The organism is Actinoplanes sp. NPDC051405, assembly GCF_055586185.1.
The window spans coordinates 20,548-46,344 of sequence record NZ_JBVJIR010000016.1; the positions used below are offsets into that span (position 1 = coordinate 20,548).

Below are 25,797 nucleotides of genomic sequence, written 5' to 3' on the forward strand. Positions count from 1 at the left end.
CGGGCTTCAGCGGATGACGGACCCCTCGGGCAGGGCCCGCCGGGTCGCGGCGGACAGCGGGGCGAACGGCGTGACGACCGGGTGGCCGTCGGCGAGCTCCCACACCCCCTCGATGCGGCCGTTCACCACCAGCGTGGGGGAGATCCAGCCCTGTGGCCGGGAAACCGCCGACTTCGGCCCGCTGCTCACCGTTTCGAGCCGCCGCAGGCTGCCCACCACGTACGGGTCGAAGGCCGGCAGCAGCAGCACCGTGTCCTCACCACCGGCGTCCGGCGCGTCGGCCGGCAGGAACCCCTCGTCCCCGACGGGCCGCAGGCGGTCGGCCAGCCGGGCGAAGGACTTCTTGGCCAGCGGTGGCTTGAGGTCGAACCAGCGGGCGAACTCGGCGGCGTCGGCCGGCCCGTACGCGTCCAGGTGATGGAGCACCAGCTGGTCGATCGCGTCCTCGGCGGGCATCGGCTCCCAGTCGCCCAGCCAGGCCCGCGGCGCCACGAACGTCACGTGCCGGCCCCGGGGCGGACCCGAGCAGAGCAGTCCGCGGAACGCCAGCGGCTTGAGGATCGCCCCGAACCCCTGGATCAGCGGCCCGCGCAGGTCCTCGTGCCCGGTGGCCTCGATGATCGCGCCCGTCAGTTCTTCGCGGGTCAGCGGCGTGGCCCCGAGCAGGTCGGGCAGCGCAGCGATGATGTCGCGCATCTGCTCGGCCGTCACGCCGTGGAACTTGAGCCACGAGCCGGTGGTCTCGCGGGTCCGGGTGCTCATCGCGGCGACCCACAGCGGCAGATCGGCCGCGGGCAGCAGGTGCAGTGTGCCCCGCGCGGCCCAGGTCCGGACCAGCGACTTCTGCCGGTACAGCGCGGCTTCCAGATCCGGCTCGGTGCCCAGCCGCAGGGTCGCCGAGGCGAGCGCCGAGGAGGCGACCTGGGCGTGCAGGCCGCCGACCCGCCGGGCTGCCGCGACCACGTCGCCGGCCTTGGTGGTGCCGAGGTGGTGCCGGTCGATCCGGCGCCGCAGGATCTCGTCGAGCTTCATGCGCTGCAGCGTCGCATGTCGAGGTAGCGCGGCGAGACCGGCTGAGGCAGGCTCAGCTGTTCGATCGCCACAACACGGAGGCCGGTAGGCATGGGAAAGATCATCGCGGTGGAGTACGTGACCCTGGACGGCGTCTTCGAGGAGCCGGCCTGGAGCGGGCCGTACTTCAACGACGAGCTCGGCAGCTGGCAGAACAGCAACCTCATGGAGGCCGACGCGCTGCTGCTGGGACGGCGGACGTACGAGGGTTTCAAGGCCGCCTGGCCGCAGATGGAGGAAGCGACCGGCGACTTCGGCAAGAAGATGAACGGTATGCCCAAATACGTCGCCACCACCACGCTCACCGAGCCGGAGTGGAACGCGCAGTTCCTCCAGGGCGACGTGGTCGAAGCGGTGACCAAGCTCAAGACCGACCCCGGTTCGCTGCTGATCAACGGCAGCGCCTCGCTGGTGAACCTGCTGACCCGGCACAACCTCATCGACGAGTACCGGATCATGGTCTACCCGGTGGTGGTCGGCGAGGGCCGCAAGCTGTGGGACGAGGGCACCAAGGTCGCGCTGAAGCTGAACAGCACGTTCACCACCACGACCGGCGTCGAGGTGCTCACCTACCTGCCGGCCTGACAGCTGCCCGCGCTCAGACGGTGAACCGTCCCACCAGTCCGGTCAGCCGCCGGGCGGTCGCGTTCAACTCGTCGGCCGCCTGGTGGGACACCGCCACCGCTGACCGGGTGCTGTCCACCGCGCCGCTGACGGCGGTGATGCCCACCGCGATGTCCTGGCTGCCGGTGGCCACCTCGCTGATGTTGCGGGCCATCTCCGCGGTCGTCGCGGCCTGCTCCTCCACCGCCGCGGCGATCGCCGTCTGGTAGTCGTTGACCTGGGCGATGGTGGCGGTGATGGCGTTGATCGCCTCGACCGCGCGGGCGGTGTCCCCCTCGATCGCGGCGACCCGGGCCGTCACGTCGTCGGTCGCCCGGGCCGTCTCCTGGGCCAGCTCCTTGACCTCGCCGGCCACCACCGCGAAGCCCTTGCCGAGGTCGCCGGCCCGGGCCGCCTCGATGGTGGCGTTCAGCGCGAGCAGGTTGGTCTGCTCGGCGATGCTGGCGATCAGCCGGACCACGTCGGCGATCTTGGTGGTGGAGACCCGCAGCTCGTCGATCACGCCGCTGGCCGTCTCGGTCAGCCCGACACCGTCGCGGCCCGCCCGCGCCGCGTCCTGGGCGTTGCTGGAGATCTCGCCGATCGAGGCGCCCATCTCCTCCGCGCCGGCCGCGACCGTCTGCACGACGTGGCTGATGCCCTCGGCGGCCACGCTGGCCGCGCCGGCCTGGCCGGACGCGTCCTCGGCGGAGGTGGTCAGCTCGCTGCCGGTGGCGGCGACCTGCCCGGCGGACCGGGAGACGCCGTCCGAGGCGGTGGTGACCTCGACCATCACCTCGCGCAGCTCGGCGACGGCGGTGTTCAGGGCCGTGCCGGCCCGGCCGATCTCGTCCTGGGCGCTGGGCGGCACGGAGACGGTCAGGTCCCGCTGGGCCAGCCGGGCCAGGGCGGCGGTCAGGCCGCCGAGCCGGCTGGAGATGCGGCGCGCCTGCCAGGCGGCGAAGAGGCCGCCGGCCAGGGCCAGCAGCAGGGCGGCGATTCCGAACGCGGTCAGCATGGCCCGGCGCCCGTCGCGGACCGCGTCCACCGCGCCGGAGGCGTCGTCGTCATAGCCACCGACGGCGATCGCCCACGAGTACGGCGCGTAGTAGGCGACCGTCGTGGTCGTGGGACCCGCACCCGCGCCCGCGGAACCCGGTAGCCGGTACGTCTTGCGCCAGGTGGCTCCGCCCTCGAGCTGCGGTGCCTGCGCGACGATCTCCTTGACGTACTCGGTGCCGGCGGCGTCGGTGGCGTCCAGGTCGGTCCGCCCGACCGCCCCGTCGAGACTGGAGGCGATGACCCGCCCGGTGTCGGCCTTCGCCGTGCTGTAGACGGTGACCCAGCCGTTCTCGCGGACCGAGGTGGCCGCGATCGCGTCGGTGAGGTTCTGCAGAGCGGCCGCCTGCTGCACGCCGACGTAGAGCGCGCCGATCACCTTGCCCGACGCGTCCTTGACCGGGTCGTACGCGGAGATGTACCAGGTGTCGACCACCTGGGCCACGCCCCGGTACGGCTTGCCGGCCTTGATCGCGGCGGCCACGGCGTTCGGGGTCCCCTCCGCCGTCACCGCGGGGATGAAGGTGCCGATGGCCCGGTTGCCGGTCTTCGCCCGGACGTTGGTCGCCACCCGCAGCAGGTCGCCGGCGTCGTTCATCCGCTGGAAGACCGTGACCGTGCCGCCCAGCAGCGACTGCACGTCGTCGACGAACGGCGTCGTCTTCTTGACGTCGGTGTTCTGACCGAGCCACTGGCCGCCGACCGTCGCCCGCGGCAGCCGCACCGACTGCTTGGCCTGCGACAGCTGGTTGGTGGCGGTCCAGGTCGTGGTGTCCCCGTCCAGGCGCAGACCGCCCCGCTGCTTGAGCAGTGCGTTGGCGGCCTGCATGTCGCTGTCCACCCCGCCCTGCACCTCGTCGCCGACCGAACCGACCAGCCGGGTCACGTTCGCGGTGGTCTGGTCCAGGTCCTCGGCGTTGAGCGTGGCGACCGCCGCGCCGGTCTTGTCGGCGAACGCGTCGCTCTGCCAGGCACCGACGCCCACGAGGACGGCCGCGGTGCTGACCACTCCTCCCAGACCGAGCGCGAGCAGTTTGTGGCTGATCTGGAACCCCATGTCCGGCTTTTCGGCGAGATCCGGACCCAACTGAGGATCTTGGCGCAGAAAAAGGGAGCCCCGCGGGGCTCCCTTTCTCGTCGTCCGATCGCCTAGCTGTCGCCGCCGGTCTCGCCCACCGGGGCGGCCGAGACGTCGTCGATCGCGTACTTCTTGGCGGCCTCGGCCGGCACGTGCGCCGGCACCTTGCCGCTGAGCGCGAGCTGGCGCAGCGTGGCCACCGCGACCGACTCCGCGTCCACGTGGAAGTGGCGGCGCAGGGCGTGCCGGGTGTCGCTCATCCCGAAGCCGTCGGTGCCCAGCGACGTGTAGTCGTTCGGGATCCAGCGGCTGATCAGGTCGGGCACGGCGCGCATCCAGTCGCTGACCGCGATGGCCGGGCCCTCGGTGCCCTCCAGCTTGGTCCGGATGTACGGCTTGCGCGGCGCGTCACCGGGGTTGAGCAGGTTGTGCTCCTCGGTCTCGACGGCGTCGCGGCGCAGCTCCGTCCACGACGTCACCGACCACACGTCCGCGCCCACACCCCAGTCCTGGGCGAGCAGCTTCTGAGCCTTGAGCGCCCACTGCATCCCCATGCCGGAGGCCAGGATCTGTGCCTTCGGGCCGGTGGTCTCGGGTGCCGCCGCATAGCGGTAGATGCCCTTGAGCAGACCCTCGACGTCGACCCCGTCCGGCTCCACCGGCTGCAGGATCGGCTCGTTGTAGATGGTCAGGTAGTAGAAGACGTTCTCCTGGTGCTCGCCGTACATCCGGTGCAGGCCGTTCTCGACGATGTGCGCGATCTCGAACGCGAACGCCGGGTCGTACGCCACCACGGCCGGGTTCGTCGCCGCGATCAGCAGCGAGTGCCCGTCCTCGTGCTGCAGGCCCTCACCGTTGAGCGTGGTCCGCCCGGCGGTCGCGCCCAGCAGGAAGCCGCGGGTCATCTGGTCCGCCGCCGCCCACAGCTCGTCGGCGGTGCGCTGGAAGCCGAACATCGAGTAGAAGATGTACAGCGGGATCATCGGCTCGTCGTGGGTGGCGTACGAGGTGCCGGCCGCGATGAAGCTGGCGGTCGAACCGGCCTCGTTGATGCCCTCGTGCAGGATCTGCCCGCTCGTCGACTCCTTGTACGACAGGAAGAGCTCCCGGTCGACCGACGTGTAGGTCTGGCCGTGCGGCGAGTAGATCTTCTTGGTCGGGAAGAGCGAGTCCATGCCGAACGTGCGCGCCTCGTCCGGGATGATCGGCACCCAGCGGGCCCCGAACTCCTTGTCGCGCATCAGGTCCTTGAGCAGCCGGACGAAGGCCATCGTGGTGGCGACCTTCTGCTTGCCCGAGCCGCGCTTGACGTCACCGAAGGTCTTCGACTCCGGGATCGCCAGCGACTTGTGCCTGGTGCGCCGGGTCGGCACGAAACCGCCCAGCTCCTTGCGGCGCTCGAGCATGTACTGCAGCTCGTCGGACTTCTCACCCGGGTGGTAGTACGGCGGGAGGTACGGGTTGTCCTCCAGCTGCTTGTCCGGGATGTCGAGGTAGAGCCGGTCCCGGAACTGCTTGAGGTCGTCCAGGGTCAGCTTCTTCATCTGGTGCGTGGCGTTGCGGGCCTCGAAGTGCGAGCCCAGCGTCCAGCCCTTGACGGTCTTGGCCAGGATCACGGTCGGCTGGCCGGTGTGCTCGGTGGCCGCCTTGTAGGCCGCGTACAGCTTCTTGTAGTCGTGGCCGCCGCGCTTGAGGTTCCAGATCTGGTCGTCGGTCATGCCCTCGACGAGCTTGCGGGCGCGCGGGTCACGGCCGAAGAAGTTCTCCCGGACGTACTGGCCGGACTCACCCTTGTAGGTCTGGTAGTCGCCGTCGGGGGTGACGTTCATCAGGTTGACCAGCGCGCCGTCGCTGTCCGCGGCGAGCAGCGGGTCCCACTCGCGGCCCCAGACGACCTTGATGACGTTCCAGCCGGCGCCCCGGAAGAACGACTCCAGCTCCTGGATGATCTTGCCGTTGCCGCGTACCGGGCCGTCGAGGCGCTGCAGGTTGCAGTTGATGACGAAGGTGAGGTTGTCGAGCTCCTCGCGGGCGGCCAGGCCGATCGCGCCGAGCGACTCGACCTCGTCCATCTCGCCGTCGCCGAGGAACGCCCAGACGTGCTGGTCGCTGGTGTCCTTGATGCCGCGGTTGTGCAGGTAGCGGTTGTAGCGGGCCTGGTAGATCGCGTTCAGCGGGCCGAGGCCCATGCTGACCGTCGGGAACTCCCAGAAGTTGTTCATCAGCCGGGGGTGCGGGTACGACGGCAGGCCGCCGCCCGGGTGCGAAAGCTCCTGGCGGAAGCCGTCCAGGTCGTTCTCGCTGAGCCTGCCCTCCAGGTACGCGCGGGCGTACATGCCAGGTGAGGCGTGCCCTTGGAAGAAGATGTGGTCGCCGCCGCCGGGGTGGTCCTTGCCGCGGAAGAAGTGGTTCATGCCGACCTCGTAGAGGCTGGCGCTGGAGGCGTACGTCGAGATGTGCCCGCCGACGCCGATCTCCGGCCGCTGCGCGCGGTGCACCAGCATCGCGGCGTTCCAGCGGATGTAGGCCCGGATCCGGCGCTCGACGAACTCGTCACCGGGGAACCAGGGCTCCTGCTCGGGCGAGATCGTGTTGATGTAGTCCGTCGACGTCAGCGGCGGGACACCGACCTGTCGTTCCCGGGCCCGTTCCAGCAGGCGCAACATCACGTAGCGGGCGCGCTTGGCGCCACCTTCGTCGATGACTCCGTCGAGCGATTCGACCCACTCGCTGGTTTCCTCGGGGTCGACGTCCGGAAGCTGGCTCGGCAGGCCGTCGCTGATCACCGGGCGCTTGCGTTCCGTGGCCACAGGCATTCCTCTTGTCGGTGTCGGACCGTGCGACTCATTGTGTGAACCGCACGGGAATGGTTCCATCCTGCCCCCTGTCGGTGTCTGTCGTCACGCCTACCGTCCGGGTACGCGACGCTCGACACACGTACTGAGCAGTAACTTGAAATCAACCTGCGAGAAAGCTGAACCTCACCTGGCGCGACGGATTGTCGCCGTTCGGGTCGACCAGGCAGATGGACTGCCAGGTGCCGAGCTGGATGCGCCCGCCGATGACCGGCAGGGACGCGTACGGGGGGATCCAGGCGGGCAGGACGTGATCGCGGCCGTGCCCGCGCGAGCCGTGCCGGTGCCGCCACTTGTCCTCGGCCGGCAGCAGCTCGTCGATGGCGGTGAGCAGGTCCTCGTCGGAGCCCGCCCCGGTCTCGATGATCGCCACCCCGGCGGTGGCGTGCGGCACGAACACGTGCAGCAGCCCGTCGCCGCGGCCGCTGACGAACTGCTCGGCCTCGCCCGTGATGTCCCGGACGACCGGCCGGTCCCCGGTCCGGACGGTGATCACCGTGGTGTCCATGACCGGGAAGTCTGCCACGCTACGTATAGAGGTCGAGCACGAGGAAGCAGACACTCACGATCACAAACCAGAACCCGCACTGCGCGAGCCGGCCCAGCATCGCCATGTCCCCAGCTGAGCACCTGTCCGCCGGCCCGCGCAGCCGTTCGGCGTACGGTCACCCACCGATGTCCCGGCGGCCGAAGCGGAAGACGCCCACCGCGGCCAGGACGACCGCCGTGCCCGCCAGCGCCGTCGCGCCACCCCACTGCACCCCGTTGGTCAGCGGCTCGCCGCCCAGATACCAGTGGAACGGCGAGATGTTCCGGGTCCACTCCAGGGCGGCGACCTGCGGGAAGACGCTGTTGGCCAGGTACGCCAGCACCGCCACGCCCGCGCTCACGCCCAGCGCCAGGCTCTTGCTGCCGGTCGCCGCCCCGACCGCGAAGGCCAGCGTGCCGAACATCGCGCCGAAGAGCGCCAGCTGAACGTTCATCGCCAGGAAGCCACCGACCGCGACCGTCTCCAGCTCGAACGGGCCCCGCAGGGCCACCAGCAGGGCGAACAGGACCACCGCGACCACCGCCATGCCGGTCAGCGCCGCGCCGAGCCGCTGCAGGGCCAGCGCGCGCCGGCTCACCGGATGCGCCAGCACCAGGTCGAGGGTCCCGGCCTCTTCGTCACCGGCGACCGCGCGGGCCCCGGCGGCGATCATGAAGACCGCCACCAGCAGCGGCACCAGCAGCCCGTAGACCGCGCCGCCCAGGTAACCCTGCGCGGTGCCCAGGTCGCCCGAGTTGAAGGCGGCCAGCACGTCGTCCGGGTACGCCGCGAGCGCGTCGTGCATCTGCGGCGAGTTCACGGTCGGCCAGAACGCCGCGTACATCAGGGCGACCGCCGCGATCGCCGCTGTCCACCCGGGCAGCGATCGCCGGGCGTCCCAGAGGGCCTTCGGATAGACATCACGCAGGAACATGGTCGGCCTCCGGCCGCGCGTAGTAGTGGAAGAAGATCTCCTCGAGGTCCGGCTCCTCGCACAGCAGGTCCCGCACCGTGTATCGCGACGCGGCCTTGACCAGCTCGTCCGTGTGCCCGGCGAGCCGCCCGCGCAGGGTCGGGCCCGCCACGGTCAGCTCGGTGAAGCCGGGCACCCGCGCGAAGTCGGCGGCGTCGAAGGCACCGTCGAAGGTCAGCGTCACGCTGCGCAGGGCGTGCGCGCGCAGCGACTCGACACTCTCGACGGCGGCCAGCCGGCCGTCGCGGATGATGCCGACCCGGTCGGCGGTGTGCTGCACCTCGCTCATCACGTGCGACGACATGAAGACCGTCGCGCCCTCGCGCCGCGCCTCCTGGACCAGCCGCACGAACTCCTGCTGCAGGAACGGGTCCAGCCCGCTGGTCGGTTCGTCGAGCACCAGCAGCTCGGGGGAGTGCATGAAGGCCTGGATGACCCCGGCCTTCTGCCGGTTGCCCTTGGACAGACCCCGGATCTGGCGATCCAGGTCCAGGCCCAGGCGGTCGGCGAGCTCGGCGATCCGCGCGGCCGGGACGCCACCGCGCAGATTCCCCAGGTACGTGAGCAGCTGGCGCGACGTCTGCCGGCCGTCGACGACGAAGTCACCGGCGAGATAGCCGATCCGCCGGCGCAGCGCCACCCCGTCGGCGCGCGGGTCCAGGCCCAGTACGCGGACGGTGCCGCTGGTGGGGCGGATCAGGTCCAGCAGGATGCGGATGGTGGTCGACTTGCCGGCGCCGTTGGGGCCCAGGTAGCCGTACACCTCATTGGTCTTGACCTCGAGGTCGAGTCCCGCCAGGCCGCGCGTGCCGCGGCCGTAGGTCTTGACCAGGTCCTGGGTGGAGATGGCCAGGTCAGCCATCACTCCGTCCTCTCTGTTCGGTCTTGAAGCGGTCGATGAGCTTGGGCACCTCGACCTCGAGGTAGGCGTAGAAATCCCGGTTCGTGCGCAACCGTTCGGCGCCGGGGGCGTCCTCGCCGCCGACGACTTCGAGGCCGCGGTCCATCAGCTGGCGGAAGTAGGTGAACTTCTCCGAGCCCGCGGCGCGCATGATCGCGTCCGGGGTCATCTCGTAGAAGGAGCCGCGGCGCCCGGGCATGGCCACCCGCCGCACCAGCCCGCCGGCCTCCAGCGTGCGCAGGCCGGCGCTGACCGAGCCCTTGGAGAGCCCGAGGGCGGCGACGAGCTCGGCGCCGCTCTGCGCGGCCGGGGTGCAGATCAGCAGCCAGCCCAGCAGCTTCCCGTACGCCTGCGGCATGCCCATCCCGGCCAGCACGACGCCGGCTTCCTCGGCATACCGCCGCTGGGCGCTGAGATCCATCGTGCTCCCTCAGGTTCTAGAAGGTTCAGTATGTTCTGAACTTCGACGTTAGACCTCTCGCACCATCGATGACAAGCAAACTTTCCGACGGAGTGTCCGACGGCACTCACGGGCGGTGGCGGCTGTGGCCATGGTCGGCAATGCTGGGTCGCGTGACCACCCCGCAGAACCTCGACGAGCGCTTCCGTGACGCCGTCTCGGCCCTGCAGCCGAGCGGCCGGCGGCCGGCACCCGACGAACCGGTCCGCGACGGCTCGGCCCTCACCGGGGCCCGGGCCAGAGAGCTCTTCGACGCCCAGCTCACCAGCCGCCACCTCGACCTGGCCGCGCGCTGGCTGCGCAGCTTCAACGAGGGCTTCTACACGATCGGCTCGTCCGGCCACGAGGGAAACGCGGCGGTGGCGGCCGCCCTGCGGGTGGACGACCCGGCGCTGCTGCACTACCGGTCCGGCGGGTTCTACTGTGCACGCGCGCTGCAGGCCGGCGTCGAGAGCGACGACGAGTCGCGCAAGGACCCGCTGGTCGAGGCGGCCCGCGACGTGCTGCGCGGAGTGGTGGCCGCGGCCACCGAGCCCATCGCGGGTGGCCGGCACAAGGTCTTCGGCCGCGCCGACCTGCGGATCATCCCGACCACCTCGACCATCGCCTCGCACCTGCCGCGGGCCGTCGGTCTCGCCTTCGGCATCGCCCGCGGCAAGCAGACGCCCTGGCCCGCGGACGCCGTCGCGGTGGCCTCCTTCGGCGACGCGTCGGTCAATCACGCGACCGCTACCGCGGCCTTCAACACCGCCGGCTGGTACGACCACACCGGGCAGCGGTTGCCCCTGCTGCTGGTCTGCGAGGACAACGGGTACGGCATCAGCGTCCCGTCGCCCGACGGCTGGACGGCCGAGACGCTGCGCAGCCGCCCCGGCATCCGCTACTTCAGCGCCGACGGCTGCGACCTGGCCGCCACGTACGACGCCGCCCGTGCGGCCGCCGACTGGGTCCGCGAGCAGCGCCGCCCGGCCGTGCTGCACCTGACCATGGTCCGGCTCATGGGTCACGCCGGCGCCGACGCCGAGGTGGCGTACCGCTCGGCCGAGGAGATCACCCGCGACCTGGAACGCGACCCGCTGGTGGGCACCGCCCGGCTGCTCGTGGAGAGCGGCACCCTCGGCGTCGAGGAGCTGCTGACCCGCTACGACGAGGTCGGCTGGCAGGTCCGCAAGGTCGCCGAGGAGGTGCTCAACGAGCCCAAGCTGACCAGTGCGGCCGAGGTCATGGCCCCGCTGGCCCCGCGCCGCCCGCTGCGGACGGCCCGGGTGATCGCCGACGCCGCCATCCGCGCGGGCGGCCCCGGCGCGCACGCCCGCTCCCAGACCTTCGGCGGCAAGCTGCCGGAGCAGGGTGGTCCGCTGACTCTGGCGCAGACCATCAACGCCACCCTCACCGACGCCCTGCTGGCCACCCCGGGCGCGGTCCTGTTCGGCGAGGACGTGGCGGTCAAGGGCGGCGTGTACGGCGTCACGAAGAACCTGCGGGACCGGTTCGGGGCCGAGCGGGTCTTCGACACCCTGCTCGACGAGACATCCGTCCTGGGCCTCGGACTGGGCGCCGGGCTGGCCGGAATGCTGCCGATCCCGGAGATCCAGTATCTGGCGTACCTGCACAACGCCGAGGACCAGCTGCGTGGTGAGGCGGCCACGATGGGCTTCTTCTCCAAGGGAGCCTTCCGTAACCCGATGGTCGTGCGGGTCGCCGGCCTGGCCTACCAGCAGAGCTTCGGGGGCCACTTCCACAACGACAACTCGGTGGCCGTGCTGCGCGACGTACCCGGGCTGGTCCTGGCCGTGCCGGCGCGGGCCGCGGACGCCGCACCGATGCTGCGGGCCTGCCTGGCCGCCGCGGCGGCCGACGGCAGCGTCTGCGTCTACCTGGAGCCGATCGCGCTCTATCACACCCGCGACCTGTACGAACCGGGCGACAACGAGTGGCTGGCGCCGTACGCGGGGCCCCTGGAGTGGGCGAACGCACACACGCCGATCGGGCGCGCCCGGACCTACCCGATCGGGTCGGCCGACAATCTGACCATCCTGACGTTCGGCAACGGCTTGCCGATGTCGCTGCGGGTGGCGGCCCGGTTGGCCGCCCAGGGGTACGGCTCGCGGGTGGTCGACCTGCGCTGGCTGTCCCCGCTGCCCACAGCCGACCTGGTCAGGGAGGCGTCGGCGACCGGGCGGGTGCTGATCGTGGACGAGACGCGACGCTCGGGCGGCGTCGGCGAGGGCATCCTGGCGGCTCTGGTGGACGGCGGATTCGTCGGCGCGGCCCGCCGGGTGGCCGCCGCGGACTCGTTCGTTCCGCTGGGTCCGGCAGCACAACAGGTCCTGATCGGGGAAGATGCCATCACACAGGGTGCCCACGCGCTGCTGGCGCGGTAAATTGCCACACACTCGGTGCGCCACTTGCGCGCAGAGCCACAACTGTGTGGACTACCCAGACCGGGACCGGCATCGGTCCCGACCACGGAACAAGGAGGCATTCGACAGTGAGCGCGACCGCTGGTCAGGCCGACGGCGTACGTAGCCCGGCGGACCGGTTCGGGATCGAACCGGACTCGGTCGTCATGGAGATGGGCTACGACGACGATGTCGACGAAGACCTCCGTGACGCCCTGGCCGAACGTTGTGGGGAGCTGGAAGACGAGGACACCGACGAGGTGGTCGACGCGGTACTGCTCTGGTACCGAGACGGCGACGGTGACCTGTTCGACCTGCTCACCAATGCTTTGGGGCCGCTGGCCGACACCGGAGTGGTGTGGCTGCTGACCCCGAAGGCCGGCCGCGAAGGCCACGTCGAGCCGAGTGAAGTGAGCGAGTCCGCGCAGACTGCCGGCCTCCAGCAGACCTCGACGGTGAACGCGGGCAAGGACTGGACGGCAGCCCGGCTGGTGTCCCCGCGAGGCGCGAAGAAGAAGTAGCTGCGGCACTTCTGCCGGCCGGCGCCCCGAGGACGGGCGACCGGCCATTCGACATACGCCCGGCTATCGTGACCCCATGCCGATCGAGGTGGGAACGCAGGCGCCGGACTTCACGCTGAAGGACCAGAACAACCAGGAGGTCGCCCTCGCGGACTTCACCGGCCGCAAGGCGGTCCTGCTGGTGTTCTACCCCTTGGCGTTCTCCGGCACCTGCCAGGGGGAGCTGGCCGAGATCCGCGACAACCTCCCGCAGTACGCGAACGACTACGTGCAGGTGCTGACGGTGAGCGTGGACTCGGTCTACAGCCACAAGATCTGGGCGAACAACGAAGGCTTCACCTTCCCGATGCTGTCGGACTTCTGGCCGCACGGGGCGGTCGCGACGGCATACGGGGTCTTCAACGAGCAGGCCGGCGTGGCCAACCGCGGCACCTTCGTGATCGACAAGGAGGGCGTGGTCCGCTACGCCGATGAGCAGGACCCAGGCCGGCGCCGCGACCAGAGAACCTGGCGCGACACCCTGAAAGAAACGATCTTCTAGGCCCTCCGGGCGCCGGAAACCGGAAGGGTACGATGACCACTCCGGTTGTCACGGGAACCGGGCGCGTAGCTCAGTGGGAGAGCACTCGCCTTACAAGCGAGGGGTCGTAGGTTCGAAACCTACCGCGCCCACCCAACCCCACCAACACGAACAGCCGCTGCGACGCCAGGTAGAAGCGGTGTGGTTAAGGGTGCTTTGGCCAGGCGGTCGACCGGCACGGCCTGGAAGAGCGAACCAGCTGCCAGGTGCGGGCCGTAGGGGCGAGTCACGGGCCGTTGAGCTCCAGGTGCGGGCGGCGCGCATGGTGTCCGGGCCCGCCCCTCCACCATCAAGGGCGCTTCGCGTCGCAAGCGACGGCCACAAACCGGCCGCCCTGAACGGATGGAGCCTCTGCGACCCTGTGCGGTCAGCGGTCAAGCGGCAGGCCGGTGGCCTGCCCGTGGGAGGGTGCACGCCGCTGCACCCATCGCCGACTCCGCAGCGGCAAGAATCCTCCATGCCAAAGCAGCCTTGACACGACGGTGGGTCACTCGTCTAGGGCGTTACGTCTTCCACCCAGTCACCCCACGATAGAGAAAACGATGTGAGGGCATAGGGAGAGTGGATCGTGAGAAACAGGTCTCGGCAACAGACACGACGCGTTGTTCAAGCTTTCGTGACGTGCTGCGTAGGCATTGTGTTGATCTTTTCCACCGCAGCCCCCGCATCCGCCAGCTTCAATCGTCGTGACGGAGTCACGACGTTCGGAGGCACAATCTGCGTTCCTGGAACGAAAATTTGCTCTCCCCAGGGCGTCTTCAGTCTCGTCTACGAATATGCGGGTTCGGGAGGGCACATGCCTTGGCGAATGCGGAGCGGATTCGAGTACGCTGGCCATCTCTGCGGATGGTGGATCGATTTCGACGCTTATAGCAACGGCAGGCAGACCTACCACAGGCAGGGAGACCGCAGGAACTGCACAGCAAAGGGGTCTCGGACGTACACGGAGCCAACTCTGCCCAGTACATATCTTCCGGCCGGAAATATGTGCGCTACCCTGTATCGCGACGCTTCGGATGGAATCGTTCGAGCTGCCAGAACCTGCGTAGCGATCGATAATTAAACAGGCCAGCGTGTATGCAGTTGTAGTAGTAGGCACCCGTATTGAGTAGATCGCAGGATCGACAGGACGTGCCCGTCACGTGGCCGATCGCTGGTAATCAGAGGTCAACATGGGGCTGGACAGGTCACAGTTCAACTCGGGCGAGACACAAGCCCACCTGGTGGCCACAAGCCTCAATTACTAAATCAATACGATTCCCAAGCTGATTGCTTTCTAGCAGAGGTTGCTTGCGCACCAGCAGGTCTCGGCGATGACGACAAAGCGACGCGTCGACGGGCGGGTGTCTCCGGGAACGCCTTGGGCTACAGGCGAAAGTTGCGGCGCTCTTCGCTTGCAAGCAGGCGTACGGGCTCGGCTCGTCCTGATCGTCGCCAGCGGCGGCTGCTGCGGCGCCAAAGACACCCCCGAGGAGTGATCCCAAGGCGTCCAGCTCGTTCCAACTGAAGCTCAGGAGCATGCAGAGTCCTTCCTTCAGGCGTGCGACTCACTTGCGATAGCGATCGGTGATCGACGGTCTCTCCCTTGGTCGGGGACGTCTGCGGAAAATGCGTGGTCAACTTCGCCAGAGGTGGCCTTATGCCTTGTCGTCCATGCAGATCAGGTGCGTCCCCCGTACTCCATACTCGCGCCCTCCGGAGGCGAAGGCGTTTGGTCCCTTGTCCAACCGAATTGAACGAACCGACCGGCATTTCACGGGCGTGTTTACCGTGCCAGCGTGATGATCACCAGGGTGATGCCGTACACGGCGATGCCCACGTGAAGCCCGGTCCAGAGGCTGTGCAAGCGGATCCGGTGCAGCCGCGGATATCGCCTATAGTGCTGTTTGCGGGACTCGTCCAGCGTGTCACGGTCGGCGAGGGCACCCATGTCTGTCAGTACGCGTGTCAGGGCTCGTGCCTGCATCAGGTGGTACTCGGCACGCTCGTGGTACTTGGCGACGGCCACCGCCCCATACACGCCTACCAGAGAGATCAGGACGGACAAGGGCAAGGTCTCGGCAGCGAACCGCTGCTGCACGATCAGGGCACTCAACGCCGCGGCGATCACCAGCAGATAGTTCGTGAGCAGTGCTCGCTGGGTTTCCGATTGCCGCAGCTGATCCCGATGTTCGCCCCAGTACGCCAGCACTGCGGTCTCGGATTGATTCACGTCGACTCCTCATCGGCTGCGCGGGGCGCCCCGTCCGACCGTCCCGTCTGATCTGTCCGTCGTTGTCCAACCGAACCTTCGGTAGCCGGGTCGCCAAGGTCTCGCAGGATCAGGGCAAGGTTGCCCAGGCGGGTGCCGACGGTGGGGTGGTCGGGGCCGTAGGCGGCCTCGGTGATGGCCAGGGCCCGTTCGGCCAGCCGGCGGGCGTCCGGCAGCTCACCGAGATCCTTCAGGATCCCGGCGTGATTATTTAGGCGGATGCCGACGGTGGGGTGGTCGGGGCCGTAGGCGGCCTCGGCGATGGCCAGGGCCCGTTCGGCCAGCCGGCGGGCGTCCGCCAGCTCACCAAGATCCTGCAGGATCACGACGAGGTTGTTCAGGTGGGCGCTGACGTCGGGGTGGTCGGGACCGTAGGCGGCCTCGGTGATGGCCAGGGCCCGTTCGGCCAGCCGGCGGGCGTCCGCCAGCTCACCGAGATCTTTCAGGATCACAGCGAGGATGCTCAGGTCAATGCCGACGTTGGGGTGGTCGGGGCCGTAGGCGGCCTCGTCGATGGCCAGGGCCCGTTCGGTCAGCGGGCGGGCGTCCGCCAGCTCGCCGAGATCTTGCAGGATCAGGGCGAGGTTGCTCAGGCGGGTGCCGACGGTGGGGTGGTCGGGGCCGTAAGCGGCCTCGGTAACCGCCAAGGCCCGCTCGGCCAATCGGCGAGCGTCCGCCAGCTCACCAAGATCCTTCAGGATCAGGGCGAGGTTGCTCAGGCGGGTGCCGACGGTGGGGTGGTCGGGGCCGTAAGCGGCCTCGGCGCTGGCCAGGGCCCGTTCGGCCAGCCGGCGGGCGTCCGCCAGCTCACCAAGATCTTGCAGGATCCCGGCGAGGTTGCTCAGGTCGATGCCGACGTTGGGGTGGTCGGGGCCGTAGGCGGCCTCGTCGATGGCCAGGGCCCGTTCGGTCAGCGGGCGAGCGTCCGCCAGCTCGCCGAGATCTTGCAGGATCACGGCGAGGTTGCTCAGGGCGGTGCCGACGTCGGGGTGGTTGAGGCCGTAAGCGGCCTCGGTGACGGCCAGGACCCGTTCGGTCAACCGGCGGGCGTCCGCCAGCTCACCAAGATCCTTCAGGATTAGGGCGAGAGTGCTCAGGTCGGCGGCGACATCGGGGTGGTCGGGGCCGTAAGCGGCCTCGGCGATGGCCAGGGCCCGTTCGGCCAGCCGGCGGGCGTCCGCCAGCTCACTAAGATCTTGCAGGATCCCGGCGAGGTTGCTCAGGTCAGTGCCGACGTTGGGGTGGTCGGGGCCGTAGGCGGCCTCGTCGATGGCCAGGGCCCGTTCGGCAAGCGGCCGGGCCTCGCCGGGCCGTCCATGGACCCGCAGAAAGGCAGCGGCACGATCCAGCAGCCACGAACAGTTCCGTACCGCCTGCTCACGGCCCGGGCCCGGAAGCGACAGATGACCGGTCTCGCCGATCTGATCTGTCGCCGCCAGCACATGCGGCAGCAGCACATCCCACCGCGGCCAATCCTCCGGCGCACCCATGATCGTCGCCGGCGCCTCGCTGCGCAGCAGGCTCAACGCTGTGGCATGGGGATCGAAGTCGGGGGTGGTCATCAGGCGGTCATGTCCTGGCCGGTGGTCGGCTGGGGGTGGCCTTCGGCCGGGTAGCGCAGCCGTAGGGCGCCTTGTACCAACCGGTGCAGCAGCAGGCCGTCGACGTCGCGTTTGGCGAGGGAGTAGTCCACGATGGTGGCCAGGACATCGGTAAAGGCCAGTGGGTCCGTGACCTTGGTGGCCAGCGGCGGGCTGAGTTGGTCCGGGTGGTCGGTGAACAGGTCCAGCGGGATAGGGAGCGGCGCTAGATAGGCGCAGATGGCCAGCAGTTGCAGCGCCGCAGGCTCCTCTTGGCCGACGCGGTCGAAGCTCAACGTCCACAGCGTCGCGACGGTTTCTTCGCGGGACGCGACCCGGCCCCGGCCGTACAGTTCTTGGGCCCTGGTCCGCAACAGCTGCAGGTAGTCGCCGGGCGGAAGCTGTGATCGGGTCATGTAGGCCGACGCCTGCTCCAAAGCCAGCGGCAGTCGGCCCAGTTCCTCGGCGATCTGCCCAGCCACCTCTTCGCCGATCTGCGGCACCCGGGCCCGCAGGATTTGCAGCGCCTCCGCCTCGTCGACGACGTCCAAATCGTAGACTTCGCCCAGCACGGTGAATCCGTCCCGCCGGGTCGTCACCAGCACATGACCCGCCATTCCCGGCGACCGCAGCGCAGGCGGTAGCCACCCGCGGATATCTTCGACCGTGTCCGCGTTGTCGAAGATCAGCAACCAGCTCGGCACTTCCCGCAACCGTTGATGGACCTCCAACCGCACCGTATCGGCGTCCTGGCCAGGTTCCAGCCCCATCGCGGCGGCAAGCCTGGCGAACTGATCGGCGATCAGCGCCGGCTCCTCAGCGGCGATCCACCACACCAGGTCGTAGTTGGTGGCGCGCCGGTGGGCGTACTCGTTGGCCAGCTGGGTCTTACCGACTCCGCCCATACCGCGCACCGAGGTCACGGTCATCGTTCCCGCCGTGGCTAGTTCCTCTGCCAGCGCCGTCAGGGCGGAAGCGCGGCCGGTGAAGTTCGGGTTGCGCGCCGGGACGTTCCACACCTGCGGTATCGCTCCCGGGAACCGGGCCTCGTGCGGAATCGCCCGCTGCGACGGCGGGAACAGCGGCCCCTCGCCGGGCTTAGCCCGGCCGGCGGCGGCACGGGCCACCATGGCCCGCAGCCGAGCCCGTGCCTTGGCTTCCGTGACGCCGAACACGTCGATCCCGACCACCGGTCCGAGTAGGCCGGGACGTTCACAGTCCTGCACTCGGACCGTCAGCAACCTCCGTTCGTCGCCCAACGGGTCGGATCCCCACACCGCCTGCCACTCGGCCTGCCCGTACACCGACGACAGGTACGCCTGCGATAGCACCGCGATCATCCGCGAGGCTCGGGTCACACCGTTCTGCATGCCCTGCACCCAGCTGGCGCCCGGCACGAAATCCCACACCTGCACCAACACCCGGTGCCCGTTCTCCTCCAGCTCCCACGCGATCCACTCAGCCCAGGAACGGTCGGCTTGCGTGTACGAGACGAAGAAATCCCACTCAGCCGATGCACCCTCGATCGTCACCCACACACAGTTCCACACCGGACACCGCCGTCTGTACACCCAACGGGCTGAAGCTCAATCCCGCCGAGAGCCACGCGACCGTTTCCGCTGAATTAGGCCAGGCTTGCCCGGGCAACACCAACGCGGGGTGGTCGGGGCCGTAGGCGGTCTCCTTGATGGCCAGGGCCCGTTCGGTCATGCTGCGGGCGTCCGGCAGCTCGCCGAGATCCTTCAGGATCCCGGCGAGGATGCATCAGGTCGATGCCGATGTTGGGGTGGTCGGGGCCGTGGCGGCCTCGTCGATGGCCAGGGCCCGTTCGGCCAGCCGGCGGGCGTCCGTCAGCTCACCAAGATCCTTTAAGATCCCGGCGAGGATGCTCAGGTCGATGCCGACATCGGGGTGATCGGGGCCGTAGGCGGCCTCGTCGATGGCCAGGGCCCGTTCGGCCAGCCGGCGGGCGTCCGCCGGCTCACCGAGATCCTGCAGGATCAGGGCGAGGTTGCTCAGAGCGGTGCCGACATAGGGGTGGTCGGGGCCGTAGGCGGCCTCATAGATGGCCAGGGCCCGTTCGGTCATGCTGCGGGCGTCCGGCAGCTCGCCGAGATCCTTCAGGATCAGGGCGAGGATGCTCAGGTCGATGCCGACATCGGGGTGGTCGGGGCGGTAGGCGGCCTCGTCGATGGCCAGGGCCCGTTCGGCGAGCGGTCGGGCCTCGCCGGGCCGTCCATGGACCCGCAGAAAGGCAGCGGCACGATCCAGCAGCCACGAACAGTCCCGTACCGCCTGCTCACGCCCCGGGCCCGGAAGCGACAGATGACCGGTCTCGCCGATCTGATCTGTCGCCGCCAGCACATGCGGCAGCAGCACATCCCACCGCGGCCAATCCTCCGGCGCACCCATGATCGTCGGCGGCGCCTCGCTGCGCAGCAGGCTCAACGCTGTGGCATGCGGATCGAAGTCATCTAGCTCCATCGTGGACCTCACGTTGCGGGAGCGATCCCCGCCAGAAAGCGGCACATTGATCCGGACCCTGCGAAGGATACGCGGCGGCGATTGCCTCCCCGGCTACCTCCGCTGCAGGTCAGCACCTGTTGCGGGCTTGGGCTGCAAATCCGCTGCCGATCGCCGAACTGAAAGAAGGGAATGGGAGTGATTTGGAAGTAAGTCTCCGGCTGCAGGGCGGAGGCAGCCGCCGGCCTTACCCGAGTCGGCCCGTCTCAGTCTGCGTCTCGTTCGCGGCCGTCTAGCCGGGGCCGCCGGCGGCCGTCTGGCGTTCGATCCGCAGGTCGGAGGCACCGCCGAACGTTCGCGAACACCACTACGCCGAGCGTGCGCTACTCCCGATGGCCGGAATGCGTCCCCGTCTCAGTCGTCGTCTCAGTTCGGCTCAATCCGGCCGACGTTCGCCGGTGTTCGTCGAGGTCCGCCAACGCCTGCTGTCTGTGCCGCACCCCTGGTCGAGGGCGGTCAGCGTACCGCCCCGGACGTACCTGGACGAACGTCGATCGATCGTACAAGCGAGGGGTCGTAGGTTCGAAACCCACCGCGCCCACCATGTGTGGCGGTGACCAGTCGAGTGAGTTCACAAGGATCGGCAGGACGCGGTCGTACTCGGCCTGCGTGCCGATAGCCGGGCGATGCTCGGGGTGCGCCGCGTAGTACCGGATGGCGGCGCAGACGAACCGCGGGTCGATGGCGTCCGTACGCAGCCGATTTCGGTACCGGTGGAGGCCGCGTCGACGCACCAGGTCAGGGCGGCTGTAGGTCAGCCGCACGGTCTTCGCGCTCGGGTCCGGCGGTAACGTCGGGACGGTGGGTGAGGCGTCCCAGGGCACGACGAGCGAACCGAAGGCTCCTCGCTGCCACAGACCATCGGGCCGAAGCTGCACACCCGAATCCCGCCACGCGCGGGCGACCCACGTGATGGCGATGCACGGGTAAGCCAGCTCGATGAGCTGATCCGGCAGGAATGACTCCGATGCCCGGTCCCGGACGACGTTGGCCGCCATTCCGGTGCTCAGCACGAGGAAGGCGAGCGCCATGAAGACGAACGTCGGCTGTGGTGGAGTGCCGAATGCCGGCACGGGTGGCTGGACCACGAAAGACCGCGGCCCTCTCCAGGACGCCGCGACGACGCCCATCAGGAGAAGGACCGCCATGGTGGCGACCATTGCCGGAAACGTGCGTCGTCCGAGGTCCGGGACCCAGAGGTGGGCCAGGACGTAGCCGACCGACAAGAGGAGACCGACGGCCAGGATGCCCCGGCGACGACGCCCGGCCGCGGCGAGGAGCTGTGTGATCACCCCGGCAGGGTACGGCCCTTCGACGGTTGTAGCCGTCCGGCTTCACGCAGTGGATGACGCTTTGCATCAGGTCCACGCAGCCGGGTCAGTCAGTGGTCGACGATGGGGTCGGCCCAGGCCGCGTGGCCGAACTCCCACGTCCAGAAAATATCGTCGGACTCGCCTGTGGCTATGTCCAGAGCGGCGGCGGTCAGGTCTCGACCGGGTTGGACGTAACCGACGCGCTCGCGGACTCGCTTGGCGTGGCGGACGCAGTACTTGAGACCCTCGATGTCTACGGTACCGCACTGGTCGCCAGGTTCGTCGACCATGGTGGCCTCGACCGTGACAGACCATCCCTCTTTGGTGGCCTTGTACAGCCAGACCTCGAAGGCGCGCTCCTTGCCGTCGTTTTCTGACACTCGAGCGATGATCTCGACCGGGTCTGTGCGGTTGTCCATCGGTGTCCTTCGCCGCTGGGTGGGGAGTGCACCTTAACGACCGCGCGGCGGTTCGAGTTTGCGGGCCCGAGCCCGATCCGCCGCCGGCCCAGGGGCGGATGCGGGTCGTCTCCAAGAGCATGCGCGAGCGGTCGGCTGCTGCGCCTAACCAACGGTTTCATGCTCGAAGACGGGCGGCCGGGGTGCGCCCAAGTTGAGGACTGACCAGACGAAGAGGGCCGGCGCGGCGAAGAACAGCACGGCGGCTCCGGCCCAGAGAACAGCGGAGGTTGTCAACGGCGCAGGTGGCGCGTCGATCGCTAAGGAGCAGACCAGGATTACTGCCCGGCTGGTGTTGTCGGGGACGGTCGTCTGTCGCTCAATATCTGACAGAGCATCGACGGCGATGACCGCCGAGAGCAGCATCGTGACGGCGCTGACAGCTAGGAGCACGCTTGCGTGGTCCGACCGTCCGCCCACACGGCTCAACGCGGTGATGGTCAACACGACGACCATGAGAAGCGGCAACACTCCCAGTGCCGCCGCGACCAGCAGCCCGGACTCGTCAGCGGCTTGGGCGAGGGGCAAGAGCCCGATGAGTGTCAGCAGGGCCAGTATCACCATGGTGGCGATGCGCACGGGCCGCGACCGCTTGCGCGGCCGCCGGGATGATCTGACCACGGCGTAGGTCGCTGAGGCAGCAGCGGCGAACCGCAGGACTTCACTGACTTGTGCGTAGCGCAGCTGCGCGCGCCAGTAGCTCGGATTCGTATCGGTCGGGCAGCCGTTGCGATCCAAGGGGCTCAGAGGGGGCACAGGCATCGTGTGTCTGACAAGCTCGACCGCGGCTGCCGCAGCCAGCAGAAGGCAGAAGGCGACAAGAATCAGGCGCACCTGACGCTGTGCCGGTGGGCCGGCCAGCCCGGCGCAGACCGCCAACGCCAGCATCGTCGCCACCTCGGCGGCGTACCGCGTGCCGTCTTCCTCAAGAAGATGCGCCGCAACGGTGACGATGAGGGCAACACCGAATGCGGTTCTGGCCGCGTTCAAGGGGCGCACCTGAAGGGATTCTTCCAGCTCCCGGAGCCACTGGCTGGAGTTTGATGACTCTGAGGGGCCTGCCCTGGGCAACGCCGAGGACCGTCGGACCGCAGGGCGAGTCACCGTTGTCGCCGAGCTTCTGCCGCCGGTTGATGCAAAGATCAAGTCTCATGATGGAAGGGCAATAGTTGTGGGCGAGTTCCGGTGGGGTGAGCTCGACGTCGCGCTGAACGAGTCCGACGTGGTGGGCATTCAGGAGCGATCAGGAAGCATCGTGCTGCTGCTGCACGTCCTCTCGGTGCCTGAGCGCGGTCCGGTTGATCCGGACACCCGCAGAATGCTCGTCCTGTCCGAGCCGTCGAGGGTGCGGGTTCTGCTCCGGCGCGACCGGATCGGGACGGACGCCTATGGGCCGGCCGTGCCCTTGCCCGATCTGAAATCGGTGGATGATTTCTTGGCCTCGTTGTCCTGGTCCGGTTCCATGTATGGCTGGCGGTTCCTGGACGGGCCCGAATTGATCGACGACTGGCCGGCTCTCCTGAGCCTGGACCTTGAACTGGCGTCGACGCCGGCGAGGCACAGCCTGTACTGGTTCAATGAGTGCGGCCGCGAGGAGGACGGCGATCCGGTCGCCTACTGCATCGAGGGTGTCGTGGAATTCGAAGGGCTTCGGGTCCTGCGCGCCGATGGGACTCCGGTGGCGCTGGAGGATTTCGTCGCCGACGGCGAGCGTTGGTGGTCGGGACTTCACGCCGGCGATCCTCGAGTTGGGCTTGAGGCGCAGAGGGCGCAGGCCGAATCCCCGTCGTGGCGGCCACTTCCGGTCGTTCGCTGACAGCAACCAGAAAATTCAGGCTGTCAATTGCTTCTCGATGGCCTGGGCGTCGAGGAGATACCACATGCGCTCGAAGCGGCCGTCGCGGAAGTGGTAGAAGGCGTACTCGGTGAAGGTGATGTCGCGGCCGGTGGGCTGGAGTCCGAGCCACTCCTTCACGGGAGTGCCGGTGTCGGTCAGCCGGGCCGCCACCCGGTCGCCCTCGATGATCAGGTCCTCGAGGTGGTAGGTGAGGTCCGGCACCGAGTCAATGGCCTCCTGCAACGCGGCGGTGTAGTCGTCGCGGGTGACGGTTTCGCCGTTGAAGACGATGGTGTCGTGCGCGAACTCCGCCATGCGGTGCAGCTCCCGGGCGTTGACTGCCTCGAGGTAGTCGCGATAGATCCTGCGCAGGTCAGTGGCGCTCATCGGAGATTCCTTCCCTGCGCGCGATGGGCGCGTAGGTCGGTGACCTGCCGCGCCCATCGCTCGATTTCGTCTGTGGTCGTCACCAGGTCCATTTCTGGAGGGCGTTGCCGTTGCAGGTGGCGATCATGATCGCCGCCTTGCTGGCTGTCGAGGCCGCAGCCAGGCACAACGCCGTATTGCCCAGCGGTCGGATCGTACCGTCCGTACGGAATTGCCACGTCTGAGCCGCTGTGTTGTTGCAACGGTACGTCCAGATCTTCTGGCCCGTCACGTACGTCGACGACGGTACGTCGATGCAGTTGCCCAGCACCCGCAGCGTGTTGTCGTTCGGCAGGCGGGTCAGCGCCTGCGCCTTGGTGTTGTTGCACGTGTACGCCTGCAGATACGTCTTGATCGCCAGCGCCGACGACGGTACGTCGATGCACTGGGTGCCGTTCTTGACGCCGCTCATCAGCGGGTTCGGGCTCTTGGCGACCTGCACCATCTTGGCGACCGACGGCACGCCCTCGGAGTTGATGACGAAGAGCATGTAGTAGCCGGGGGGCGTCACGCCGCCGGTCGGTGGGCCGGTGACCGTCAGTGTCGTGCCGGACGCCGTGAACTTCAGTGGGACGTAGCGCTGCCCCTGGTCCACGCCGTGCGTCACGTCGCTGAGGCCGACCAGTGCCACCTTGCTGATGTCGGTCGCGTCGCCGACCGTGACCGAGAAGTTCGTGTTGATGGCGACGCTGGCCGGTGCCGCCGAGATGGTCGGACGTGTCGCCGGCTCGCCGGTGCCGTCCTTCTTGAACAGGTACGGCGGGCTGAAGTACTCGATGTTCTTCTCCAGGTATCCCGCGGTCATGCAGACGCCGCAGATGCCGCCGCCTCCGGTCATGACCCGTCCGTCCGGCAGCAGCGCCGCCGTCGAGTGGTACTGCCGGATGCGGCTCGCGCTCGCCAGCACCGTCCACTGGCCGGTCACCGGATCCCAGCGCTCGGCTGCCGTCGCGGCGTGGTTCAGGTCGACCAGGCTCGACGTCGCCGCGCTGGTCATGCCGCCGGTCGCCAGCACCGAGCCGTCAGCGAGCACAGTGGCGTTGTGCTGCCGGCGTCCGGTCGCCATGGAGCCGGTCGCTGCGGTGGTCGGGACCAGGCCGGTGGTGCTGTTCAGCACGACCGCGGTCCGGCTGGGGACCTTCGCGACGCCGCCCTCGGTGATGTTGCCGCCTCCGACGACGATCGACTTGCCCACGTCGTACGTGGCGAAGCTGCCGTAGTCCCGGGTGATGGCGTCCCGGGTCGATGTCCCCGTGATCACGCCGTTTCCCGGGGTGTTGATGGTGTATCCGGTCGTGTACGGGCCGATCAGCCCGAGCTGGGTGTCGGGACGCGAGCCCATGAACGGATACAGACGAGCGCCGTATTTCGTGAAACCGGTCAGCGCGCGAATGGCGCCGTTCGCCTGGTACACCTCGGCCGTGGTCGGTCCACCGCCGATGATGACCTCCTCGCCGTTGGCCATCTGCGCCACCGACGGATACCAGCGGGCGGCGGCCATGTCCTTGCCGCGGGTCCACGTCTCGGTCTGCCAGTTGAACACGTAGGTGCGGACTGTTCCGGCGAGCTGCGCGTTGGCGTTTCCGCCGGCGATCAGGATGTTGCCGTTCGCCAGGTGCGCGAAGCCGGCACAGAAGATGTTGGAGCCTTGCAGGTCGACCCGTTTGGTCGTGTTGTCGGCCGGGTTCCACACCATGGCGCGGGTGAAGGTGTGATTCGGATAGGACTCGGCCGCATTGTCGCCGACGGAGTCCCAGATCAGCAGCTTGCCGTTCGGCAGCACCGCCTGGAACACCGGGACGACCGACGTGGCGGTGACCGGGCTCCACGCTCCCGACTGCCCCGGATCAACGGCCAGGGCCCTGTTGTCGGCGCGCGCTGTTCCGGGCCGTACCCCGGTTCGGCGTTCGATCTGTCTAGCCTTTTCTCCGGTCTTCTGCTCGATTTCCCGCATCGGCGTGCCCACGAGGTCCTCGGCCATGTGCTCGGCGTCGTCCGCCAGGTGAGCGTGCTCATGGGCGTGCTCGTGGGTGTGGGCGTGCGGCTCGGCCGCCGGCTGGGCGGGTGCGCCGGCGGCTGTTGCCGAGCCGCCGAAAAGTAATGCCGCCGACAACAGAGAAGACCAGATCAACCTACGACGGGTACGCATGGCAGGGTCCTTTCGCCGGAGACCAATGATCAGCAGCTGTGGACGGCGCGCCGGAACCCACGTCGAGTTGTATCCCCGTTGGTGCGATCTCCGCGAATGTCGTCTCGCTGACCGTCTTATGTGTTCAGTCGCGCCACCTTAACTCTGATTAAATTGATCATCAATGCCTGTTGGCGAAGCCTTAGGTCTGATTCGCGACTCCATCCGGGCACGTGATACAACCGAACG

The 25,797-nt window shown here is 68.6% G+C and carries 20 protein-coding genes, 1 tRNA gene and 1 pseudogene; 6 read left to right on the forward strand and 16 right to left on the reverse strand.

Going from position 1 to position 25,797, the window contains the following annotated elements; all coding sequences use genetic code 11:
- Positions 1-6 precede the first annotated feature (6 nt).
- Positions 7-1,032, reverse strand: coding sequence for a winged helix DNA-binding domain-containing protein (locus ACZ6S4_RS30540; protein WP_465478223.1), 1,026 nt, complete (start codon positions 1,030-1,032; stop codon positions 7-9).
- 90 nt (positions 1,033-1,122) lie between these two features.
- Here ACZ6S4_RS30540 and ACZ6S4_RS30545 point away from each other — a divergent pair, with 90 nt between their 5' ends.
- The gene (locus ACZ6S4_RS30545; protein WP_465478224.1) at positions 1,123-1,656 is read left to right on the forward strand and encodes a dihydrofolate reductase family protein; all 534 of its coding nucleotides are present in this window, start codon (positions 1,123-1,125) and stop codon (positions 1,654-1,656) included.
- Positions 1,657-1,669: 13 nt separating this feature from the next.
- On the opposite strand, the gene ACZ6S4_RS30550 is transcribed toward ACZ6S4_RS30545, so the two are convergent.
- The 6 genes from ACZ6S4_RS30550 to ACZ6S4_RS30575 form a co-directional block, all read right to left on the reverse strand.
- Positions 1,670-3,790: a methyl-accepting chemotaxis protein gene (locus tag ACZ6S4_RS30550; protein WP_465478225.1), complete on the reverse strand. Its 2,121-nt coding sequence runs from the start codon at positions 3,788-3,790 to the stop codon at positions 1,670-1,672.
- Between the two features lie 92 nt (positions 3,791-3,882).
- Positions 3,883-6,621: a pyruvate dehydrogenase (acetyl-transferring), homodimeric type gene (aceE, locus tag ACZ6S4_RS30555; RefSeq protein WP_465478226.1), complete on the reverse strand. Its 2,739-nt coding sequence runs from the start codon at positions 6,619-6,621 to the stop codon at positions 3,883-3,885.
- Between the two features lie 148 nt (positions 6,622-6,769).
- Positions 6,770-7,174, reverse strand: coding sequence for a YjbQ family protein (locus ACZ6S4_RS30560; RefSeq protein WP_360548456.1), 405 nt, complete (start codon positions 7,172-7,174; stop codon positions 6,770-6,772).
- A 157-nt stretch (positions 7,175-7,331) separates the two neighbouring features.
- Positions 7,332-8,129: an ABC transporter permease subunit gene (locus ACZ6S4_RS30565; RefSeq protein WP_465478227.1), complete on the reverse strand. Its 798-nt coding sequence runs from the start codon at positions 8,127-8,129 to the stop codon at positions 7,332-7,334.
- Positions 8,116-9,030, reverse strand: a complete 915-nt coding sequence (locus ACZ6S4_RS30570) for an ABC transporter ATP-binding protein (protein ID WP_465478228.1) — start codon at positions 9,028-9,030, stop codon at positions 8,116-8,118. The genes ACZ6S4_RS30565 and ACZ6S4_RS30570 overlap by 14 nt, the downstream gene beginning before the upstream one ends.
- Positions 9,023-9,490 carry a GbsR/MarR family transcriptional regulator gene (locus tag ACZ6S4_RS30575; protein ID WP_465478229.1) on the reverse strand — a complete coding sequence of 156 codons (468 nt, stop codon included), beginning with the start codon at positions 9,488-9,490 and terminating at the stop codon, positions 9,023-9,025. Before ACZ6S4_RS30575 ends, ACZ6S4_RS30570 begins: the two co-directional genes overlap by 8 nt.
- A 140-nt stretch (positions 9,491-9,630) precedes the next feature.
- Here ACZ6S4_RS30575 and ACZ6S4_RS30580 point away from each other — a divergent pair, with 140 nt between their 5' ends.
- From ACZ6S4_RS30580 to ACZ6S4_RS30595, 4 genes are all read left to right on the forward strand, one after another.
- Positions 9,631-11,913 carry a thiamine pyrophosphate-dependent enzyme gene (locus tag ACZ6S4_RS30580; RefSeq protein WP_465478230.1) on the forward strand — a complete coding sequence of 761 codons (2,283 nt, stop codon included), beginning with the start codon at positions 9,631-9,633 and terminating at the stop codon, positions 11,911-11,913.
- Positions 11,914-12,020: 107 nt separating this feature from the next.
- Positions 12,021-12,452, forward strand: coding sequence for a DUF3052 domain-containing protein (locus ACZ6S4_RS30585; protein WP_360820325.1), 432 nt, complete (start codon positions 12,021-12,023; stop codon positions 12,450-12,452).
- 76 nt (positions 12,453-12,528) lie between these two features.
- The gene (locus tag ACZ6S4_RS30590; RefSeq protein ID WP_465478231.1) at positions 12,529-12,993 is read left to right on the forward strand and encodes a peroxiredoxin; all 465 of its coding nucleotides are present in this window, start codon (positions 12,529-12,531) and stop codon (positions 12,991-12,993) included.
- A 59-nt stretch (positions 12,994-13,052) separates the two neighbouring features.
- Positions 13,053-13,124: transfer RNA gene (locus ACZ6S4_RS30595), tRNA-Val, on the forward strand.
- 1,673 nt (positions 13,125-14,797) lie between these two features.
- On the opposite strand, the gene ACZ6S4_RS30600 is transcribed toward ACZ6S4_RS30595, so the two are convergent.
- The 7 genes and pseudogenes from ACZ6S4_RS30600 to ACZ6S4_RS30630 all read right to left on the reverse strand — a co-directional run bounded on the left by ACZ6S4_RS30600 (position 14,798) and on the right by ACZ6S4_RS30630 (position 22,147).
- Complete coding sequence (locus ACZ6S4_RS30600; protein WP_465478232.1) at positions 14,798-15,244, reverse strand: hypothetical protein; 447 nt, start codon at positions 15,242-15,244, stop codon at positions 14,798-14,800.
- Entirely contained in the window at positions 15,241-16,845 is a 1,605-nt protein-coding gene (locus tag ACZ6S4_RS30605) for a tetratricopeptide repeat protein (protein WP_465478233.1), read from the reverse strand. Before ACZ6S4_RS30605 ends, ACZ6S4_RS30600 begins: the two co-directional genes overlap by 4 nt.
- Complete coding sequence (fxsT, locus tag ACZ6S4_RS30610) at positions 16,845-18,395, reverse strand: FxSxx-COOH system tetratricopeptide repeat protein (RefSeq protein WP_465478234.1); 1,551 nt, start codon at positions 18,393-18,395, stop codon at positions 16,845-16,847. The genes ACZ6S4_RS30605 and fxsT overlap by 1 nt, the downstream gene beginning before the upstream one ends.
- Positions 18,370-19,347: pseudogene (locus ACZ6S4_RS30615) on the reverse strand (tetratricopeptide repeat protein). Before ACZ6S4_RS30615 ends, fxsT begins: the two are co-directional and overlap by 26 nt.
- A 362-nt stretch (positions 19,348-19,709) precedes the next feature.
- Positions 19,710-20,678 (reverse strand): hypothetical protein, encoded by a 969-nt coding sequence (locus tag ACZ6S4_RS30620; protein WP_465478235.1) that lies wholly within the window; start codon positions 20,676-20,678, stop codon positions 19,710-19,712.
- Between the two features lie 89 nt (positions 20,679-20,767).
- Positions 20,768-21,118 (reverse strand): hypothetical protein, encoded by a 351-nt coding sequence (locus ACZ6S4_RS30625; protein WP_465478236.1) that lies wholly within the window; start codon positions 21,116-21,118, stop codon positions 20,768-20,770.
- Positions 21,119-21,262: 144 nt separating this feature from the next.
- Entirely contained in the window at positions 21,263-22,147 is an 885-nt protein-coding gene (locus ACZ6S4_RS30630; protein ID WP_465478237.1) for a hypothetical protein, read from the reverse strand.
- A 181-nt stretch (positions 22,148-22,328) separates the two neighbouring features.
- Here ACZ6S4_RS30630 and ACZ6S4_RS30635 point away from each other — a divergent pair, with 181 nt between their 5' ends.
- On the forward strand, positions 22,329-22,973 hold the full coding sequence (locus ACZ6S4_RS30635) for a hypothetical protein (RefSeq protein WP_465478238.1): 645 nt from the start codon (positions 22,329-22,331) through the stop codon (positions 22,971-22,973).
- 15 nt (positions 22,974-22,988) lie between these two features.
- Here ACZ6S4_RS30635 and ACZ6S4_RS30640 read toward each other — a convergent pair whose 3' ends face one another.
- Positions 22,989-23,381, reverse strand: a complete 393-nt coding sequence (locus ACZ6S4_RS30640; protein ID WP_465478239.1) for an ester cyclase — start codon at positions 23,379-23,381, stop codon at positions 22,989-22,991.
- A gap of 79 nt (positions 23,382-23,460) precedes the next feature.
- Positions 23,461-25,569, reverse strand: a complete 2,109-nt coding sequence (locus tag ACZ6S4_RS30645) for a galactose oxidase-like domain-containing protein (RefSeq protein WP_465478240.1) — start codon at positions 25,567-25,569, stop codon at positions 23,461-23,463.
- Positions 25,570-25,797 lie beyond the last annotated feature (228 nt).

Bases quoted from the DNA above. Each gene is read 5' to 3' on its own strand.
- ACZ6S4_RS30540 (WP_465478223.1), bottom strand. From the start codon at position 1,032: ATGAAGCTCGACGAGATCCTGCGGCGCCGGATCGACCGGCACCACCTC.
- ACZ6S4_RS30545 (WP_465478224.1), top strand. From the start codon at position 1,123: ATGGGAAAGATCATCGCGGTGGAGTACGTGACCCTGGACGGCGTCTTC.
- ACZ6S4_RS30550 (WP_465478225.1), bottom strand. From the start codon at position 3,790: ATGGGGTTCCAGATCAGCCACAAACTGCTCGCGCTCGGTCTGGGAGGA.
- ACZ6S4_RS30560 (WP_360548456.1), bottom strand. From the start codon at position 7,174: ATGGACACCACGGTGATCACCGTCCGGACCGGGGACCGGCCGGTCGTC.
- ACZ6S4_RS30565 (WP_465478227.1), bottom strand. From the start codon at position 8,129: ATGTTCCTGCGTGATGTCTATCCGAAGGCCCTCTGGGACGCCCGGCGA.
- ACZ6S4_RS30570 (WP_465478228.1), bottom strand. From the start codon at position 9,030: ATGGCTGACCTGGCCATCTCCACCCAGGACCTGGTCAAGACCTACGGC.
- ACZ6S4_RS30575 (WP_465478229.1), bottom strand. From the start codon at position 9,490: ATGGATCTCAGCGCCCAGCGGCGGTATGCCGAGGAAGCCGGCGTCGTG.
- ACZ6S4_RS30580 (WP_465478230.1), top strand. From the start codon at position 9,631: ATGCTGGGTCGCGTGACCACCCCGCAGAACCTCGACGAGCGCTTCCGT.
- ACZ6S4_RS30590 (WP_465478231.1), top strand. From the start codon at position 12,529: ATGCCGATCGAGGTGGGAACGCAGGCGCCGGACTTCACGCTGAAGGAC.
- ACZ6S4_RS30605 (WP_465478233.1), bottom strand. From the start codon at position 16,845: ATGACCACCCCCGACTTCGATCCCCATGCCACAGCGTTGAGCCTGCTG.
- ACZ6S4_RS30625 (WP_465478236.1), bottom strand. From the start codon at position 21,118: ATGGACAACCGCACAGACCCGGTCGAGATCATCGCTCGAGTGTCAGAA.
- ACZ6S4_RS30640 (WP_465478239.1), bottom strand. From the start codon at position 23,381: ATGAGCGCCACTGACCTGCGCAGGATCTATCGCGACTACCTCGAGGCA.
- ACZ6S4_RS30645 (WP_465478240.1), bottom strand. From the start codon at position 25,569: ATGCGTACCCGTCGTAGGTTGATCTGGTCTTCTCTGTTGTCGGCGGCA.